We start from the raw sequence: 18,201 nt of genomic DNA on the forward strand, positions 1-18,201 counted from the left end.
GGTTTTTTACGTCGTGGGTACGGACTGGCGGCGCCAGTAGATCATGGTGGTCTCCATGGTGCCGTGCCGCATGCGTCGCTTCACGTCATCCACGGACATGCCATCGTTGAGCCACAACAGCGCGGCCGTGTGCGTCAGACTGTGGGGCGTAATGCCCGGTCGTTTGATGCCAGCACTGTTCAGGTGCACATTGATGCGGCTGCGCACGGACCGGGTGTTCAACCGGCTACCGTCACTTCGGTGCCCGTGCGACACGAACAACGGATCCTCGGGGCGGATGCGACGCCGCGTATCGAGATACAGACGGATGGCATCCATGACGGGTGGGTCGATGGGCACCTGTTGATCCTTGGCCTTGTGACCCTTTCCCTGGATGCGCAGATACCATCCCATGAGGGTCTGTTCCAGGTCCTGGACATCGGCACGGATGATCTCTATTTCACTCAAACCTGCGTACAGCATCATATGGACGATGGCCCTGTCCCGCTTGTCGATCTCGGTCTCGACCGGGATGGAGGACAACAGGGTCTGGACGTCCTCCCCGGTCAGCATTTCCCGCGTATGGACATCGGGACGCCGGTTTCCTTTCACGGCCTTGGCCGGATTCACCTCCAATTTGCCGATATCAACCAGATATTGGCAAAAACGCCGAACGGCTGTGAGATACGTGGACACCGACACCTGATGCAGTTCGCGTTCCTTCATCAAGTACGTCTTGTACGCTTCCACGTCCTCCGTGCAGAAGGTACAGGAAACACCGGGAGATGCAAACCACCGCTCGAATTCGTTGAGCGAACGGCGATACGTACCGATGGTCTCCGGGCTCTTGCCTACCAGGTAATTCCTCAGGAAGTCCTGGAGGTGGTTTTCAAGGGCGGAAGGCGACAGCTCCAACCCGGGTTCAACGTGTGACATGGGGACGTTTCGTGCATTCTGACGGCACCCCAATCAAGCAATCCGGGCGGACTTTGTCAATAACGGAAATCAGATTTCGGTGTTCGGGTCCAGTCCTTCGAGCACATCGGTGTACTTGCGGAGGAACGATGATCCCATGGCTCCGTCCACAATCCGGTGGTCGTAGGAGAGCGAAACAATCATCATGTGACGCACCGCAATGATGTCTCCGAGATCCGGATCCTCCACGACGACCGGGCGCTTCTTGATGGCCCCGATGGCCAGGATACCAACCTGCGGCTGATTGATGATGGGGGTCCCCATGATGGAGCCCAGGGATCCCACGTTGGTCACGGTGAACGTGCCACCCGAGAGCTGATCCGGCATGAGCTGCTTGTTGCGCGCCCGCTCGGCCAGGTCGGCCGTGGCCAGGGCCAGGCCGACGACGTTGCGCTGGCCCGCATCCCGGATGACCGGAGCCACGAGACCGGTCTTGCCGATGGCGACCGCAATGCCAATGTGGAAATCCTTTTTCAGGTGGATGGTGTCCCCAACTACCGAACTGTTCAGGATGGGATGCTCACGGAGCGCTTCGACCGCAGCATGCACAAAAAACGGAGTATACGTCAGTTTGACGCCTTCCCGCTTCTCGAACGCGGCTTTGTTGCGCTCGCGCAAACGGACCAGATTGGTTACATCGATTTCCGCGAACGACGTGACGTGGGCACTCGTAGCCTTCGATCGCACCATGTGTTCGGCAATGATTTGCCGCATGCGATCCATTTTGACGATCTCGACCCGACCGTCCGCGCTCGGGGTCGAGGCCGGCGCCGAGGGCTGGCGCGGGGTCTGGGCTGGCGATGCGGAGGGTTTGGCCGCCTCGGCCTGCTTCGGAGCGGATCCCCGACCCGACACGTACGCCAGTACATCTTCCTTGGTGACCCGGCCGTCCCGCCCGGATCCCTTGATGGAACCCAATTCGTCGGCCGATACGCCCTCTGTCTCCGCAATGGAGCGAACCAGGGGGGAATAGAATTGCCCATCCGGCCCGGTCCGGGGAATGGGTCCGGTCTCGCCGGCGGGAGCCGACGCCTCCGACCGGGCTCCCTTCTGGTCCTCGGATTCCGGTTTGGCTTCCTTCTTGTCCTCGGATTCCGGTTTCGATGGCTCTTTTTCGTCGGATTCGGCCGGGGCGTCTGACCCGATGACGGCAATCAACGTGCCCACATCCACCGTGTCGCCTTCCGGCACCAGGATTTCCTGGACAATGCCGGCGGCCGGTGACGGAACCTCGGTATCCACCTTGTCGGTCGCGATTTCCAGGAGCGTTTCGTCCAGTTCAATGCTGTCCCCCACGCTCTTTGCCCATGAAATGACGGTGCCTTCCATGATGCTCTCGCCCATCTTGGGCATGAGCACCTCGGTCCGCGACCCACCATTCCCGGGCGTCGGTGCCGATTTCGGAGCCGGGGCGGGCTCCGGTTCGGGCTCCGGCGCGGCTTGCTGCTCCGGCTCCGGTTCGGGCTCGGGTTCCGGCTCGGCTGACGCCGTCGCGGCGTCTCCGTCCGTGTCCACCACGGCAATGACCGTCCCCACATCCACCGTATCACCCGCCTCCACCAGGATCTCCACAAGCACACCCTCGGCCGGAGACGGCACCTCGGTATCGACCTTGTCGGTACCGATTTCCAGCAGCGGCTCATCCATTTCAATGGCGTCGCCAGGCTGCTTGAGCCATTCGATTACCGTGCCTTCCGTGATGCTTTCGCCCATCTTGGGCATTCTCACTTCAACCTTGGACATGAATGTGGAGCAGGTTTGATTTCATTCGACTCCTTAACGCGGCATCGAACAGAAAGGTCTGTACGGGTCGGGATGCGGGATCAGGCAATCAGCGGCGCAATGACCAGGGCCACGACCGCAATCAGCTTGATCAGGATGTTCAGGCTCGGACCCGACGTATCCTTCAGCGGATCACCCACGGTATCGCCGACAACAGCGGCCTTGTGGGCATCGGAGCCCTTGCCATGGACCACGCCGTCAATCGTCATCTTCGATTCGATCATCTTCTTGGCATTGTCCCAGGCACCACCGGCATTCGACTGGAAGATGGCGAAGAGCACGCCAGAGACCGTCACGCCAGCCAAAAGACCACCCAACATGCTCTTGTCGATGAATCCGATGGCAACCGGTACGATGACGGCCAGGAGGCCCGGAGCCACCATTTCCCGGATGGCAGCCTTCGTGGAGATTTCCACGCAACGCTCGTGATCCGGCTTGGCGGTACCCTCACGCAGACCGGGGATCTCGGCGAACTGACGTCCTACCTCCTTGATCATGTCGCCGGCCGCACGACCGACCGCCCCCATGGCCATGGCTGAGAATACATACGGCAGCATGGCACCCAGGAGCAGTCCGGCCAGGATGGTCGGGTTGGCCACGTCAATGTTGGGTACGCCGGCCTGCTGCATGAATGCGGCGAACAGACCCAACGCCGTCAGCGCGGCAGAGCCGATGGCAAATCCCTTGCCGATGGCGGCGGTCGTATTGCCCACCGCATCCAGCTTGTCGGTGCGCTCGCGGACTTCCGCCGGGAGATGCGCCATTTCGGCAATACCGCCGGCGTTGTCGGAAATCGGACCGTAGGCGTCGACCGCCAACTGGATGCCCGTCACGGAAAGCATGCCGACGGCGGCAATGGCAATGCCGTAGAGACCGGCAAACTCATAGGCACCGATAATGCTGAGCGCGAGAACCACGGCCGGCAGTCCCGTCGAATACATGCCCACACCGAGCCCGGAAATGATGTTGGTGGCCGATCCCGTGACCGACTGCCGCGCTATACCCATGACCGGGCCCTTGCCCGTCGCCGTGTAGTATTCCGTGATGAGACCGATCAGCGTACCGGCAGCCAGACCGATGAGGACGGCCCAGTACACGCCCAGTGACGTGAATGTGGCACCACCCACGACCCATTCGGCCGGCATCATGCTGTTGATGATGAAGTACGACAGGATGGCCATGAGACCAGCCGCGCCGAATTCACCGATGTTCAAGCCGTGCTGCGGGTTGCCGCCTTCCTTCACCCTCACGAAGAACGATCCGGCAATCGAGACGAGGATTCCGACCGCAGCAAGCGCCAGGGGAAGCACGACCGCGCTGAGCGGTCCGAGGACTGACCCTTCAAACGCCGGCAGGGCCATGAAGGCCGTACCCAGCACCATGGTACCAATGATGGATCCCACGTAGGATTCGAACAGGTCGGCGCCCATACCGGCTACGTCGCCCACATTGTCACCCACGTTGTCCGCAATGGTGGCGGGGTTGCGCGGGTCATCCTCGGGGATGCCTTCGTAGACCTTGCCGGCCAGGTCGGCGCCAACATCTGCGGCTTTCGTGTAGATGCCGCCGCCGACACGGGCAAACAGGGCGATGGACGATGCGCCGAGCGAAAAGCCGGAAATCACACTGACCACCTTCATGGGCGTCCAGTCCAGGCCGCTGTAGATGACGAACAACCCGCCCAGACCCAACAGGCCGAGTCCGACGACGCTGAGCCCCATGACGAGCCCACCGGAGAACGCCACATTCAAGGCGGGTGCGAGGCCCGTTCGGGCGGCCTGTGTCGTACGGACGTTGGCCTTGGTGGCCACGTTCATCCCGATGAATCCGGCCAGGGCACTACAGAACGCGCCCACGATGAACGACAGGGCAATCATCCAGGAGGATCCCTCCTGATTCATGTTGGCGAACGCCAACAGAACGGCGACAACTGCGACGAAAACCACCAGGACGCGGTACTCCTGGCGCAGAAACGCCCGTGCACCTTCGGCAATGGACTTGGCCAGATCCGCCATCTCCGGCGTGCCTACATCCTGCTTCGTGACCCACCGGGTACGCGTGTACGCGTAGAGCAGCGCGAGGACGCCGGCAACCGGGACCAGGTAGGTAATTGTGGTGTAATCCATGGGAAGTGGGTGTTCAGGGTTGGCTGAAATTGAAATAGTCCGCCAATTTACCCCATTCACCCCGAGGGTTGCACCCGTTAACCAAGAATTAGAAGACTGCCCGACAAAAACCTGGATATCCTACAGGTTGAACCGGTTCATTGCGGTCACAATCCCGTCGTGCACGAAGGCCAATGCCGCGTCCCGGCAATGCAAAATGAGCTCCTGGACCTTTTCCTGCTCGTCGTCGGCAAAGGGCTGCAGCACGTATTCCGCCTGCCGCCCCGTCTCGAATTCATTGCCCACGCCGAAGCGCAACCGCGGCCATTCGTCGGAATCCAGCCAATCGGAGATGTCCTCCAGACCATTGTGCCCCCCGGTTCCTCCCTTCTCCCGCAGGCGGACCTTCCCGAACGGCAGATGAATGTCGTCCACGATGACAAGTAGATCCTTGGGGGACAACTTGTTGCGGCGAACCAGCTCTTCGACGGCCAGCCCACTCCGATTCATGTACGTCTGCGGCTTGGCCACGCCCAGGGAATGACCGCGCCAACGTCCTTCGGCAATCAACGATTGTCCACGTCCGGAGAACGATACGCCTATCCGCTCGGCGACCGCGTCGGCCACCATGAACCCGATGTTGTGGCGGGTACGTTCGTACTCGGGTCCCGGATTTCCGAGACCCACGATGTATCGTCCAACCGCCACGAAGCCGGATCAGTCCTGCGTTTCCGCGACTTCCTCGGCCTCGGCGCCTTCTGCGACTTCGCCTTCCTCGGCTGCGGCTTCGTCCTCTTCCTCATCCGCAGCGACAATACCACGCGGTACGGTGATGGTGACGAGCGTCTGATGGGCGGGCGTCAGGAATTCAAGGCCTTCGATCTCGAGATCCTTGACCATGAGGGACTGACCAATCCGCAGCGGGGAAATATCCACCTTTACGTGGTTCGGCAGGTCCTTGGGAAGACAACGGACGCGGACTTCGTTGACGAACGTCTGGGCGATGGCCCCGTTCTTCTGGCCGATGGATACGCCTTCGAAGTGCACCGGAATCTTGAGGTTGATCTTCTCGCCCGGGTGCAGGATCTGGAAATCCGCGTGGATGGGCTTGTCCGTGACCGGATGGAAATCCACCTTCTTCAGGACGCACTCATACGTTTTGCCTTCGAAAACCACATTGATGCGGTTGAACTCATCCGTGAAGATGAGTTTGCGCATGGCGAGTTCGGGCGCGTTGAATGATTTCGGCGACTCCTCGAAGCCGTACATGACGCACGGGACCATCTCGGCGCGGCGAGCGTCGCGGACTGCTTTCTTTCCCGTTTCGCGGGGGGTTACGTCGAGCGTGATCCCTTCCATGCCTTTTCTACCTGTAAAACGTTTTGTTTGGACTCAGGGGATGAACAGTGTGGAAACCGATTCATCCGTATAAATGCGGTTGATGGCATCGGCAAAAATCTTTGCCGTGCTCACTACCGTAATGCGGTCGGACGTCCGTACGAGTGGAATCGTATCGGTCACGACCAGGTTTTCAATTTCAGAATTTTCGATGCGCTCATAGGCCGGTCCGGAAAGCAACGGATGCGTTCCGGCAGCCATGATGCGCAGTGCGCCGGCCTTGCGGAGCGCACTTGCCGCATTGGTCAGCGTTCCGGCCGTATCGATCATGTCGTCGATGAGGATGACATTCTTGCCCTCCACCTCGCCGATGATGTTCATGACCTCGGCCACGTTCTGTTTGGGGCGGCGTTTGTCGATCATGGCCAGATCGGCCTTCAGGCGCTTGGAATACGCCCGGGCCATCTTGATCCCACCGACATCCGGCGCCACAACCACCACGTTGTCGAGGTTCATTGCCCGGAAATAGTCCACAAATACCGCGCTGCCATAAAGGTGATCCACGGGAACGTCGAAGAATCCCTGAATCTGGGATGCGTGGAGATCCATGGTCAGCACCCGGTTCACGCCCGCCTCGGTCAACATGTTGGCCATGAGCTTCGAGGCAATGGACACGCGGGGCTGGTCTTTCCGGTCCTGCCGGGCATAACCGAAATACGGAATGACGGCGGTAATGCGCTCGGCCGAGGCCCGCTTCGCCGCGTCAATCAGCATGAACAGCTCCATCCAGTTGTCGCTGGAAGGATGGGTACTCTGGATGAGGAACACGTCGCCGCCCCGGATGGACTCCTCGTAGTGGACGTAGATTTCGCCATCGGAGAAGTTCTTGATCTCCACTTTGCCCAATTCCTGACCGTAGGCCTGCGCAATGGCACGGGCCAACGCCGGGTTGGACCGGCCGGCAAAGATCTGGATGGGGTGGTCTCCTTTCATGTGTGCGGGGCCGGAGTTGAATCCGGCGCTTTGGGGCTGCAATGCGTTCCGTACCAGACCAGGAACCGCAGGGCGGCTTTGTTGCCCGGGGAGGATTCGAACCTCCACATACGGCTTCAAAGGCCGCTGTCCTGCCATTAGACGACCGGGCAGTTCCCTGAAGGGTACAGATCAGGAAAAATAGGGATTCCTTCGGGCTGTCGCAACGAAAGGGACAATGTTACAGAATCTTCACCGGCTCTTTCCCATCACCTCGAGCAAGCGGTCCACCGGCAGCGCCTGTGCCGTACCCCGATCTCCCGTTACCGATGTGGCCATGAACAGGGAATTCAGGATGGCTTCCTCGGTGGCTTCCACCACGGCCTGGAAAAGCGGCGAAACCCGATCGTTGGGCAATTCCGTGATTGGCATGGGCGCATTCCGTCGCTCGGGTGTCCGCCGGACATCGGGATGCGTGGAAAACGCCACTGCATAGTCTCCGGATCCATTGGTAGCCGGTGAGCCCGTGCGGGCCAGACCGAAGAACGCGCGACGCGCGAGCCGTTCCAGGTTCCGGTCCGACAGGGGCGCATCGGTGGCCACGACGATGACAATCGATCCGTCGGCGTCTCCCCGGTCCAGCGCGGATTTCAGGTAATACTGACCGAGGGCCTCGCCCGCCCGGAACCCATCAACCATCAGAACCCCTCCGTAATTCGACTGCACGAGCACGCCGACCGTGTACCCCCCGAGCGATTCCGGCAATTGCCGTGAGCTGGTCCCGATACCGCCTTTCCAACCGAACGCCACCGTCCCCGTGCCCGCCCCGACCGAGCCTTCGGCCACGGGTCCGCTGCGCGCCGTCCGGATGGCGTCCACCACGTGGTGGGCCCGGACGTGCCGACCGCGGATGTCATTCAGGAATCCATCATTGGTCTCCCCCACCACGGCATTCACCGATCGGGCCTCCTCGTTTCCTTCCTGGGCAAGGGTCCAATCAATAACCCCCTCCATGCCCTGCGGCACGGAAAGCGTGTTCGTCAGGACGATGGGTGTCTCGATTTCCCCCAACTCCAGGATCTGGCTGCTCCCGGCGAATTTCCCGAAGGCATTGGCGGCCACGTATCCCGCGGGCACCTTGTCCCGGTAGATGTTGCCGCCGTGCGGCAGGATGGCCGTCACGCCCGTCCGGACGGACGTTTCCTCGACCAGCGTGACGTGGCCCACGCGGACGTCAGCGACATCGGTGATGGCGTTCAACGGGCCCGTCGGAAGGATGCCCGGACGGATGCCCGCATCACGGACCCGGATGGGACCGTCCTGGGCATTGGCAATCGGGACCATCCCCGGCATTCCGGCAAGAAGGGCAACGAAAAGCGTGGCACGCACCAGGGGCAGGACGGAACAATTCAGCATGGAGTGACCCATTCGGCGGTTCGTTTTCGGGGAGCGGGACGGCCGGACAGGACCATCGGGCCGGCGAGGGCAAGATAGCGGTTCACCCGAACTTTTGGCCGCGGGTGCAGGTTCAGTCCGGATGACTTCACCCATCGGCATACTCGGGGGCATGGGCCCCCAGGCAGGCCTCGATCTGCATCGCAACGTGCTGGCCGAAACCCGGGCCACGACGGACCAGGATCATCTGCCCTGCCTGCTGTTCAGCGAGACGCGCATTCCGGACCGCACGACGTTCCTTCTGGGGCGCTCGGCGGCCGATCCCGCGCGCCCCATGGCCCAGGCCCTCGAACGCATGGCGCTTGCCGGTGCGGTCGTGGCCGGGATTGCCTGCAACACCGCCCACGCGGATCCCATTTTCAACGCCGTCCGGTCCAGCCTGGACGAACGCCTCGCCGACCGGGGCGTCGAATTACGACTGCTGCACATGATGGATGAGACCATCCATGCCATCCGGACCCACCACCCCGGAGCCCGGCGGGTCGCCGTGCTCGGCACGCAGGGGACCTACCGGTTCCGACTGTACGACCGCCGCCTGGAAGCCGCCGGCTACGACGTGGTTCTCCCCTCCGAAACGCTCCGCAACGGGCTCCTCCACGACACCATCTACCACCCGGAGTGGGGCGTGAAGGCCGAAAGCGTACGCGTCACCAAACAGGCCCGGGACGGGGTGCACCGCGTCATTGACCAGGTCCTGGATGCCGGAGCCGACCTGGTCATCCTGGGATGCACCGAACTCCCGCTGGCCATCCGTGCGTCCGATCCCTCCCGCCCTAAGCTTATCGATGCGACGCGGATGCTGGCGCGGGCCCTGGTCCGGGAAGCCGCGCCGGATCGGTTGCGCCCCTATTGAGTAGAAGCCGTTCATCCACCGGATTATCATGCTCAGTCAGGCGGTAGAAGATTACCTGAAGGCCATCTACAAGCTGCACGATGGCGCAGCGGTCACCACGACCGAGCTGTCCCGGCACCTGTCGGTCTCGTCGGCGTCCGTGACCAACATGATGGTCCGGCTCTCGGAGATGAAGCTCGTCGAGTACACCCGCTACAAAGGGGTCAAATTGACGCCGGCCGGCGAAAAGATCGCGCTGGAAATCATCCGCCACCACCGATTGCTGGAGACCTACCTGCGCGAGGTCATGGGATACAGTTGGGAGCAGATGCACGCCGAGGCCGAGCACCTGGAGCACCACATATCCGAGGAATTCGAGAACCGGATGGACGAACTCCTGGGCTACCCGACCCACGACCCGCACGGCGACCCCATCCCCACGCGGGAGGGCGTGCTGCCTGAACTGGTGGCCGACCCCCTGGCCTCGTTCTCGCCGGGCGACCGGATTGAAGTCCGACGGCTCATGGATACCGATCCCGACATGCTCCACCGGATAGAGGCCTTGGGGCTGCTTCCTGGCACGGTCTGCCGCGTAATCGATACTGGAAACGGCATCACACTGGAAATCGAACGTCGCCAGGAGGTCGTGCCGCAGGAGGTCGCCGATCACATTTTTGCCGCGCTCCCGGACGCCCCCCGTCCCGACAGTCCATGACCGTTTTTGTCACCGGTGCTACGGGATTCCTGGGCGGTCATGTGGTGCGCCAGTTGCTGTCCGGTGGGCACAGCGTGACCGCGCTGGTCCGCCGACCGTACGAGGCCCGACACCTGGCCGATGCCGGCTGCCGGCTCGTGCAGGGCGACATCACGGATTCGGCGTCCGTACGGGCCGGTATGGCCGGGTCCACAGGTGTCATTCACATGGCCGCCCAGTACGAAACCGGCCTTTCCGGCCCGGACCGGGGATGGCTGTCCGAGCGCATGGCGGACATCAACGTGAACGGAACGCGGAATGTACTCGAAGCCATGCGCGATCTGGACGTTCCACGCGGGGTGTACACAAGCACGTTGGCCGTGGTCGGAGACGAACGGCTCACGGCCTACGACGAAACCAAGTGGCGCGCCCACTACGACGTGGCATTGCCCATGATGGACGCCGGACTCCCACTGGCCATCGTCCAACCGGGCCTCATTTATGGCCCCGGCGACCACAGCACCATCCACCAGGCCTTCATCGATTGGTTCCGGGGGCGCCTGCCCGCCATTCCCCGCGACAGCACGTTCTCGTGGGCGCACGTGGAGGACGTGGCGCGCGGCCACGTGCTGGCGCTGGAGAAGGGCACCCCGGGGCGGTCCTATGCCCTGGCCGGCCCGGCGCACACCCTGGTCGACGCGTTCCACGTGGCCGCGCGCCTCTCGCGCCGGCGGCCACCCCGCATCCACCTACCCGGCTCCGTCGCGGCCAGATTGGCCGCCGGCGCGGCGCTCATTGAGCGCGTCCTCCCCCTGCCCGCTTCGTACTCCGCCGAAACATTACGACTGGCGTCCGGTGTCAACTGGACGGCCGACGCATCCCCTGCCACGAAGGCGGGTGCCGAAGCGGCCCGGGATGAACTGGGCTGGACCTGCCGCCCGATTGACGCCGGTTTCAAGGACACCCTCGCGGACGCCGCCCTCACCGCATCCATCCGAAAACGACCCATCCACCGCAACCCGACCCGCCCATGAGCGCCGACCCGGACATCCAGAAACGCATCCTGAACTTTTTCAAGAATCACGGGAAACGTGCGTTCAGGGCCAAGGAGGTCACCAAGCGGCTGGATTTCAAGGCCCAGGACGACTACAAGGCCGCCCTGCAGGCCATTGACAACCTGGTGGCCAACGGGAAAATCCAGGCCGTGGGCAAGAACCAGTTCTCGTATCGCCCGCCCGAGCACATCATGGAGGGCCGGATATCCGTCCACCCGGACGGCTTCGGGTTCGTGACGGTGGAAGGGTACGACGACGACATGTACGTGCGCTCACGCCGCATGGGCAATGCACTCGACGGAGATACGGTCCAGGTGGCCGTGGTCGCGGCCAAGAAGGGCGATCAGCGCCGCGAAGTGGAGGTCATCGAGGTCCTGAAGCGCGGTCGGTCCCGGGCCGTGGGGACGTTCAAGCACAGCGGCAGCTTCGCCATGGTGACGCCGGACGACCGGCGCCTCATCCACGATGTGTTCGTGGACTCCGCGTCCATTGGCGAGGCCCGCGACGGGGACAAGGTCATCGTATCCATTGACGAATTCGAGAAGGCCGGCAGTGCACCCCGCGGCCGATTGCTGCAGGTCCTGGGCCGCGCCGACGACCCGGCGGTCCAGACCCTGGCCGTGGCCCTCAGCATCGGGGTCATTGACGGCTTCAGCAAGGCCGCGGAAGACGAGGCCAACGCCCAGCAGATCAACATCACCCCGGCGCTGCTGAAGGAGCGTGAGGATTTCCGCCACCGCAATGTGTTCACCATCGACCCGGTGGACGCCAAGGACTTCGACGACGCGTTGCATATCCACACGCTCGACAACGGAAACCTCGAGATCGGCGTCCACATTGCCGACGTCAGCCACTACGTGCCGGAAGGCGGACCGCTGGACCAGGAAGCCCTCGCACACGGCACATCGGTGTATCTGGTGGACCGCGTCGTGCCCATGCTGCCGGAGCATCTGTCCAACAACATCTGTTCGCTGCGGCCGAACGAAGACCGCCTGGCGTTTTCCTGCATCTTCGAGATGACCCCGAAAGCGGATGTGGTGCGGTTCCGCGCCGCCGAGACCCTCATCAATTCCCGGTACCGGCTGGCATACGAAGATGCGCAGGCCGTCATCGACGGCAAGGATCACGAACTCTCGGACGACATCCGGCGCATGGCCGAACTGGCGCGCATCATGCGGAAAGATCGGTTCGAACACGGTGCCGTCAATTTCGACCTTCCGGAAATCCGGGTCGTGCTGGACGAAAAGGGGCACCCCATCGACATCGTACCCCGGGAGCGGCACGAGACGAACACCATGATCGAAGAGTACATGCTGCTCGCGAACCGGTCCATTGCCAAGGAATTCGGAGACGAGAAGTACGGCGGGTTCGTGTTCCGCGTGCACGACATCCCCAACCGCGAGCGGATTGAGCGGCTGGCCGATTACATCCGCGCCTTCGGGTTCAACATGCCCCATTCGGAGGGTGCCGTCGACCCGAAAGTCCTGAATGCGCTGCTCGACGAAGTGAAAGGCACGCCCCAGGAGCCCATCATCGAGCAGGCGGCCCTGCGCGCCATGTCGCGCGCCCGCTACGCAGTCGACAACATGGGGCATTACGGTCTGGCCTTCGAGGACTACACCCATTTCACGAGCCCCATCCGTCGGTACCCTGACCTGGTGGTCCACCGCCTGGTGAAAGCCCATCTTAAGGGCCTCGGGCGGCCTTCCCCGGCCGACCTGGACGAAATTGCCACGCACTGCAGCGAGCGGGAGCAGATTGCCACCCAGGCCGAACGCGAGAGCGTGAAGCTGAAACAGGTGGAATATGCCCGGATGCACATCGGCGAACAGTTCGACGGCGTCATCTCGAGTGTGACGCGGTTCGGCATCTTCATCGAGATCCCGACGCTCCTCATTGAGGGACTCGTTCATGTTCGCGAGTTGACGGACGATTACTACGAATACGTGGAAGAAAAATACCTGCTCAGGGGCCAGCGGAAGGGCCGCACCTTCAAGCTGGGCCAGGAAGTCCGCGTGACCATTGCTGCTGCATCCATGGAAAACCGGGAAATCGACTTTGCCTTCGCCTGAGTTGTCGGGCCTCGCGGCCTTCCGCCTGTTGGCGCGCATCCAGGCGCGTGTATCGCTGCGGGCGTTCCAGTCGCGCCAGAGCGTGTTCATGTGGATCGTACTGACCGTACTGTTCACGTACTCGGCGTTCGTCCTGGTCGTACTGGGGGGCTACTTCGACCGGTTCAGTGAGCTCGTGGATCCGGGTGCCATGCCCATGGCGGTGGTCAACCAATACGCCCTGGCAGCCTTCGTCAGCCTGTTCTTCATCCGGTTCCTGTTCCAGAAGACCCCCCGCATGCGGGTGGTGCCCTTCCTGCACCTGCCCATTTCCCGCGGCAGCCTGACCACGTTCTTCCAGCTGTCCTCCCTGGGAAGCATCCACAACGTCTACCCGCTGCTGTTCTTCGTGCCGTTCTGGAACCGGTTCGTGCGGCCGGAGGCCAGTCTGGGCGGGTCGCTGTGGTGGATGGCGGCCATCCTGTTGCTGATTGTGGCCTCCCATTTCGCCAACCTGTTCCTGCGCAGCTCACTGCGACAGCGAGCGGGCATGTTCTACGGACTCATGACCTTGTTCATCGGCACGGCCTTCGTGGATGAACTCATGGGCGCCGGTCTGCAGCGTACACTCTCCGAATTCCTGTTCGCCGACATCCTGCGGGGCGGCGTCCAGGGCATGGTGCTGCTGGGCGCGTTCACCCTGCTCTGCATTGTGCTGTCCACGCGGGAACTCATGGCCGGCCTGCGCCCGGAGCCCTCCGTCGGCACCACGGGAAACGGTAAGCGCCTGGGCCTCGAAATCCCCGATTCCTGGGGACTCACCGGGCAACTGGTCCGCCTCGAGTTGCTGCTCATGTGGCGCAACCGCCGACCCCGACACTATCTCATCATCTCGCTGCTGTTCTCGACCATGTACCTGCTCCTCATGATGGTCCCCGGTGGGCTTTCCGGGAGCGTGGCCATGGGTGCCATGCTCGGCCTGTTCGCCTCCGGCGGGTTCATCCTGAACTACGGTCAGCTCATGTTCTCCTGGGACAGCCGTCACTATCCAGCCCTGCTCTCCCGGAACATCCCCCTGCGCAGCCTGGTGAAGGCCAAACTGATCGTCCTGCAGGCCTCATGCCTGGTCCTGTTCGTGGTATCCATGCCCATCTTCGTGGTCTTCCGGCCCGAATATTTCCCCCTTCATGTGGCCTTCCTGTTCTACAACGCGGGCATTACGAGTGTCCTCATCATGGATCTGGCCGCACGGAACACCGTGGGCATCGATATCGGACGATCAGGCGGATTCTTCAATTACGAGGGGTTTTCGGCCAAGCATTGGATCTGGTTCATCCCCACCGCGCTGCCTCCGCTGCTGTTCATGATGGTCATGGGGGACAACCAGACCCTGGCGCTCATCATCCTGGCATCGGCCGGCTTCGTCAGCATCCTCGCGACAGACCTCTGGACGCGCTATTTTGGTCGCGCCCTGCGAATCCGCAAGCACGCCATGCTGGATGGCTTCCGCAACTCCGCCACCTGAGCCACCTGAGCCACCCGCACCACTCGCGACGGGCCACACCGCCTCCCATGCCTCCATGCTCGTAGAATTCCAGGATATCCAGAAACGATTCGGCCAGAAACTCGCGCTGGATGTCCCTTCATGGACCATGCAGCCGGGCGAGATCGTGGGGCTGGTCGGGAGCAACGGGGCCGGAAAGACCACCTTCCTGCGATTGCTGCTGGATCTGCTGGCCCCCGATACGGGCGAGGTCCGGATTGACGGCACGCCCGTCAGCCAAGACGGGGCGTGGCGGGCATCGACCGGTTCGTACCTGGATGCCAGCTTCATGGTCGACTTCCTGACCATTCCCGAATTCATCGAGTTCACGGGAGCCGCCTATGGTCTGGGAAAAGCCGAAATGGCCGCACGCATCCATCCCCTGTCCAATTTCCTGCCCGTCGATTCGGTGGACCGCTCCCGCCTGTTGCGTGACCTGTCAACCGGAAATGCCAAGAAGGTCGGCATAGCCGTCGCACTTGCCGTGCGTCCCCGACTCCTCGTCCTGGATGAACCGTTCGCGAACCTGGACCCACCGTCCCAGCTCCGATTGAAAGAACACCTGCTGCGGATGTCCCGGGAGCACGGCACGACCATGCTCATTTCCAGTCACGACCTCGGCTACGTGACCGAGATCTGCAACCGGATCACGCTCATTCGACGTGGGGCCATCCTGCGGGACGAAGCCCGCTCTGAAGTGACGCTCGAACGTCTGCGGGCGTACTTTTCAGATGAGGATGCGGCCGACGTGACGTAGCCGCGAGCGGACACACCGCGCACGATATGTCTTCCCGCGATGGCGCATCCGTCGTCCAATGGGGTCGTGGACAGGACGCGAACGTCTCCATCTGGGGCAATCGCGTGTCGCGAGGCCCAAGTGCCGCGTGAACCAGGTCCGTCAGCGCATCCATGAACAGTGGATGACAATTCAATCCGGACGATACGTGGTAGTGGGAAATCCCTTCCGCTTCGGCCGCATCCCGCATGCGCACATCCAACACGAAGGTCGTATCGAACTGCTCCGATACGTGATCGACCGGCACCACGAGGACCGACCGGCGGCCCGTCGCTACCATGTCCCGGAAGCGTTCGGGAACGGACCACGACAGACGCGACCCCCACGAATTCGGCCGCACAAAGGCCAGCGAGAAGGGGATGTCATTTCCCCGGTGCTTCATCACGGCATCGGCCGTGTAGTGGGCCTGGCAACAATATGGATCCTGCTGGCCACCGGTCACGGGATCGGCGGCGCCGTGTGCGGCGAACAGGATCTGGACATTCTCCCGGGCGTGCTTGGGAAAGCGCTGCAAGGCCTGGTCCATCCGCTCGCTCATGGCCCGGATGAACAAATCGTGTGTGGCAAACTCCCGGACGGCGACCGTCGGGCGCGCTGCGAAGGCACCCGAGGCCATGAGGGACTCCCACTCGGCCAGGGCCCGACCGGTCGTCTCCATGGCGTACTGCGGAAACAGGGGCAACAGGACGACATGGGTAACGCCGTCCTCGTCCATTTTCCGGGCGGTTTCGGCCATGTCCGGAACGCCGAACGGGCTGGCCGTATAGACCGATGTGTGCACGCCGTCCAGCCGACCACCCGCCGCACTGGCCGCCAACAGCTTGGCCAGCGTCTGGGCCTGCTCCCGATTCAGACGATTGATTACAGACCCGCCGCCGATGGCATCGTATTCTGCCTGGAGACGGCCAGCCGCCCACCGGGCACGGATGGTGGCCGCCACGTGTGTCTGCCAGAATCGGCGCAAACCGCGCGCTTTCACAGGCCGAAGCAGGCGTCGGTACAGATACGGCAGCACGTCGGCTTTCGATTCGGGCGCTCCCGGAACCAGCAGCACGACACCCACGCGCGAGCCCGGGCCGACGTCGAGCGCCTGCAGCGGGAAGAACCGTCCTGTGAACAGGCGGTCGTCCGACGAGTACGTGTGTTGCAGTTCGAGGGGAGACATCATTGCGGAAGGTAGACACGCCCTCCCCATCGCTGTTTCAGGGCTGTGTGAAGTCCACGGCTATTTGCGGAAGCTTCATTCCCGACCCACAGACCAGGGTCTGTTAAAACTACCCCAAAGTCCCGCTGTAGCCACCAGAAATGGCGTTTATCAAGGCGTGAGGAGCGAAGTATGGCAGCGTCATTCGAACGACGAACAACACAGAGAAACGCCATTTCCGGTGCTACCCGCAGGGACGGGGACAATTTCGCGCCCACCGGCGTTGTCCTCACCTCGAGTAACGCTGCTACACTTCGGTTCGTCCGCCTTGGCGGACACGAAATTGGCCACCGTCAGCGAGCTTTGGGGTAGTTTTAACAGACCCTATTCAAATTGATGACGATTCTCCAGCACACTCCGACGGCCGACGACCTACTGGACTTCCTGGACCAGTCCATCAGTCAGCTCGCGGAGACGGGCGCCGAAGCCCGGTACATCCTCATGGGCCCGGCCGCCTACGACCTGTTCCGCAAGACCCTGGCCGCCTCGCTGCGGCGGGGCAAGGGCGACTTCGAGACGTACAACTACCTGCCGGTCGTGGTCGACCCCTTCCGCGAAGCCTCTGTCTGTGTGGTCCCCGCCCCCGCCGGGACCGATGCCGCCTGGCAGCCGTTCAATATCGGGTGACACTACCGCCCGGCCGGCCTCGTCATCCCGAACCCGGAGCCATCGGAAGCGACGCTGCAGCCCGCTGGGTCCACTCGGGCCACAGGAGCGGCACCGGCGCCGTGAACGTCATGAGCTCCTTCGTAGTGGGATGCTCAAAACTCAACCGGTAGGCGTGCAGCGCCAGGTTCTGGCCGTCCAGCTCGCGGCGACTGCCATACCGGAAGTCCCCGACAATGGAATGCCCCCGGCTGGCGAATTGGACGCGTATCTGATGAGCACGGCCCGTGCCCAGATGCACGTGGATGAGCGATACCGGCTTGCCTGACGCATCCATCGCACGCGTTTCCACGGCCCGCCAGGCGAGACGGGCCGGCTTGCCCCCGGATTTCACGACATGCACATGGCCTTCCCGCTTCTGCAAACGATTGGTCCACACATCTTCGCCCGTCAATTCGCCCTCCACGATGGCCACATACTCCTTTCGTGGACGCCGTTCCCGGAATTGCTCGGACAGGCGCGCCGCCGCCTTCGAGGTCCGCGCGAACACCATGACCCCCGATGCGGGCCGGTCCAGCCGATGTACCAGCCCCAGATACACGGCCCCCGGCTTGTTGTACTTGTCCCCGATGTATTCCTTGCACATGGTGAGCATGTCCTCGTCGCCCGTCTTGTCGGCCTGCGACAGGATTCCGGCCGGCTTGATGACCACAAGCAGGTGGTTGTCTTCGTAGAGGATGTCCATGCGGTACGTGATGGCTATGTTAACAAGGCGCTCAGGGAGCCCGCGCAGGAAACCGTTGGCCGGTTCCGG

The 18,201-nt window shown here is 62.6% G+C and carries 16 protein-coding genes and 1 tRNA gene; 7 read left to right on the plus strand and 10 right to left on the minus strand.

Features of this window, described 5'->3' with window-relative positions; all coding sequences use genetic code 11:
- Positions 1 to 6 precede the first annotated feature (6 nt).
- The 8 genes from RIE53_11490 to RIE53_11525 form a co-directional block, all read right to left on the minus strand.
- Positions 7 to 915 (minus strand): tyrosine-type recombinase/integrase, encoded by a 909-nt coding sequence (locus RIE53_11490; GenBank protein ID MEQ9105305.1) that lies wholly within the window; start codon positions 913 to 915, stop codon positions 7 to 9.
- 69 nt (positions 916 to 984) lie between these two features.
- Positions 985 to 2,697 carry a 2-oxoglutarate dehydrogenase, E2 component, dihydrolipoamide succinyltransferase gene (gene sucB / locus RIE53_11495; protein ID MEQ9105306.1) on the minus strand — a complete coding sequence of 571 codons (1,713 nt, stop codon included), beginning with the start codon at positions 2,695 to 2,697 and terminating at the stop codon, positions 985 to 987.
- Between the two features lie 80 nt (positions 2,698 to 2,777).
- A complete protein-coding gene (locus tag RIE53_11500) occupies positions 2,778 to 4,862 on the minus strand; it encodes a sodium-translocating pyrophosphatase (GenBank protein ID MEQ9105307.1) in 2,085 nt (694 codons plus the stop codon).
- A gap of 120 nt (positions 4,863 to 4,982) precedes the next feature.
- Complete coding sequence (gene pth / locus RIE53_11505) at positions 4,983 to 5,549, minus strand: aminoacyl-tRNA hydrolase (GenBank protein ID MEQ9105308.1); 567 nt, start codon at positions 5,547 to 5,549, stop codon at positions 4,983 to 4,985.
- Between the two features lie 9 nt (positions 5,550 to 5,558).
- Positions 5,559 to 6,200: a 50S ribosomal protein L25 gene (locus RIE53_11510; protein MEQ9105309.1), complete on the minus strand. Its 642-nt coding sequence runs from the start codon at positions 6,198 to 6,200 to the stop codon at positions 5,559 to 5,561.
- A 33-nt stretch (positions 6,201 to 6,233) separates the two neighbouring features.
- Positions 6,234 to 7,172 (minus strand): ribose-phosphate pyrophosphokinase, encoded by a 939-nt coding sequence (locus tag RIE53_11515; GenBank protein ID MEQ9105310.1) that lies wholly within the window; start codon positions 7,170 to 7,172, stop codon positions 6,234 to 6,236.
- Between the two features lie 81 nt (positions 7,173 to 7,253).
- Positions 7,254 to 7,324: transfer RNA gene (locus RIE53_11520), tRNA-Gln, on the minus strand.
- Positions 7,325 to 7,403: 79 nt separating this feature from the next.
- Positions 7,404 to 8,567 carry a P1 family peptidase gene (locus RIE53_11525; protein ID MEQ9105311.1) on the minus strand — a complete coding sequence of 388 codons (1,164 nt, stop codon included), beginning with the start codon at positions 8,565 to 8,567 and terminating at the stop codon, positions 7,404 to 7,406.
- A gap of 121 nt (positions 8,568 to 8,688) precedes the next feature.
- On the opposite strand from RIE53_11525, the gene RIE53_11530 reads away from it, so the two are divergent.
- Genes RIE53_11530 through RIE53_11555 form a run of 6 tightly spaced genes read left to right on the plus strand, consistent with a single transcriptional unit; the run spans position 8,689 to position 15,538 of the window.
- Complete coding sequence (locus RIE53_11530) at positions 8,689 to 9,459, plus strand: amino acid racemase (protein ID MEQ9105312.1); 771 nt, start codon at positions 8,689 to 8,691, stop codon at positions 9,457 to 9,459.
- Positions 9,460 to 9,487: 28 nt separating this feature from the next.
- Positions 9,488 to 10,153, plus strand: coding sequence for a metal-dependent transcriptional regulator (locus RIE53_11535; protein ID MEQ9105313.1), 666 nt, complete (start codon positions 9,488 to 9,490; stop codon positions 10,151 to 10,153).
- A complete protein-coding gene (locus tag RIE53_11540; GenBank protein MEQ9105314.1) occupies positions 10,150 to 11,166 on the plus strand; it encodes an NAD-dependent epimerase/dehydratase family protein in 1,017 nt (338 codons plus the stop codon). The genes RIE53_11535 and RIE53_11540 overlap by 4 nt, the downstream gene beginning before the upstream one ends.
- The gene (rnr, locus tag RIE53_11545; protein ID MEQ9105315.1) at positions 11,163 to 13,259 is read left to right on the plus strand and encodes a ribonuclease R; all 2,097 of its coding nucleotides are present in this window, start codon (positions 11,163 to 11,165) and stop codon (positions 13,257 to 13,259) included. The genes RIE53_11540 and rnr overlap by 4 nt, the downstream gene beginning before the upstream one ends.
- On the plus strand, positions 13,246 to 14,763 hold the full coding sequence (locus RIE53_11550) for a DUF5687 family protein (protein ID MEQ9105316.1): 1,518 nt from the start codon (positions 13,246 to 13,248) through the stop codon (positions 14,761 to 14,763). Before rnr ends, RIE53_11550 begins: the two co-directional genes overlap by 14 nt.
- 55 nt (positions 14,764 to 14,818) lie before the next feature.
- Positions 14,819 to 15,538, plus strand: a complete 720-nt coding sequence (locus RIE53_11555; protein ID MEQ9105317.1) for an ABC transporter ATP-binding protein — start codon at positions 14,819 to 14,821, stop codon at positions 15,536 to 15,538.
- Here RIE53_11555 and hemH read toward each other — a convergent pair.
- Entirely contained in the window at positions 15,435 to 16,745 is a 1,311-nt protein-coding gene (hemH, locus tag RIE53_11560; protein ID MEQ9105318.1) for a ferrochelatase, read from the minus strand. The two genes, RIE53_11555 and hemH, sit on opposite strands and share 104 nt — an antisense overlap.
- A gap of 372 nt (positions 16,746 to 17,117) precedes the next feature.
- On the opposite strand from hemH, the gene RIE53_11565 reads away from it, so the two are divergent.
- Positions 17,118 to 17,408: a family 4C encapsulin nanocompartment shell protein gene (locus RIE53_11565; protein ID MEQ9105319.1), complete on the plus strand. Its 291-nt coding sequence runs from the start codon at positions 17,118 to 17,120 to the stop codon at positions 17,406 to 17,408.
- A gap of 22 nt (positions 17,409 to 17,430) precedes the next feature.
- On the opposite strand, the gene RIE53_11570 is transcribed toward RIE53_11565, so the two are convergent.
- Positions 17,431 to 18,132, minus strand: a complete 702-nt coding sequence (locus RIE53_11570; protein ID MEQ9105320.1) for an RluA family pseudouridine synthase — start codon at positions 18,130 to 18,132, stop codon at positions 17,431 to 17,433.
- Positions 18,133 to 18,201: the final 69 nt, after the last annotated feature.

This window comes from Rhodothermales bacterium (assembly GCA_040221055.1).
In the GTDB taxonomy this organism is placed as follows: Bacteria; Bacteroidota; Rhodothermia; order Rhodothermales; family UBA10348; genus 1-14-0-65-60-17.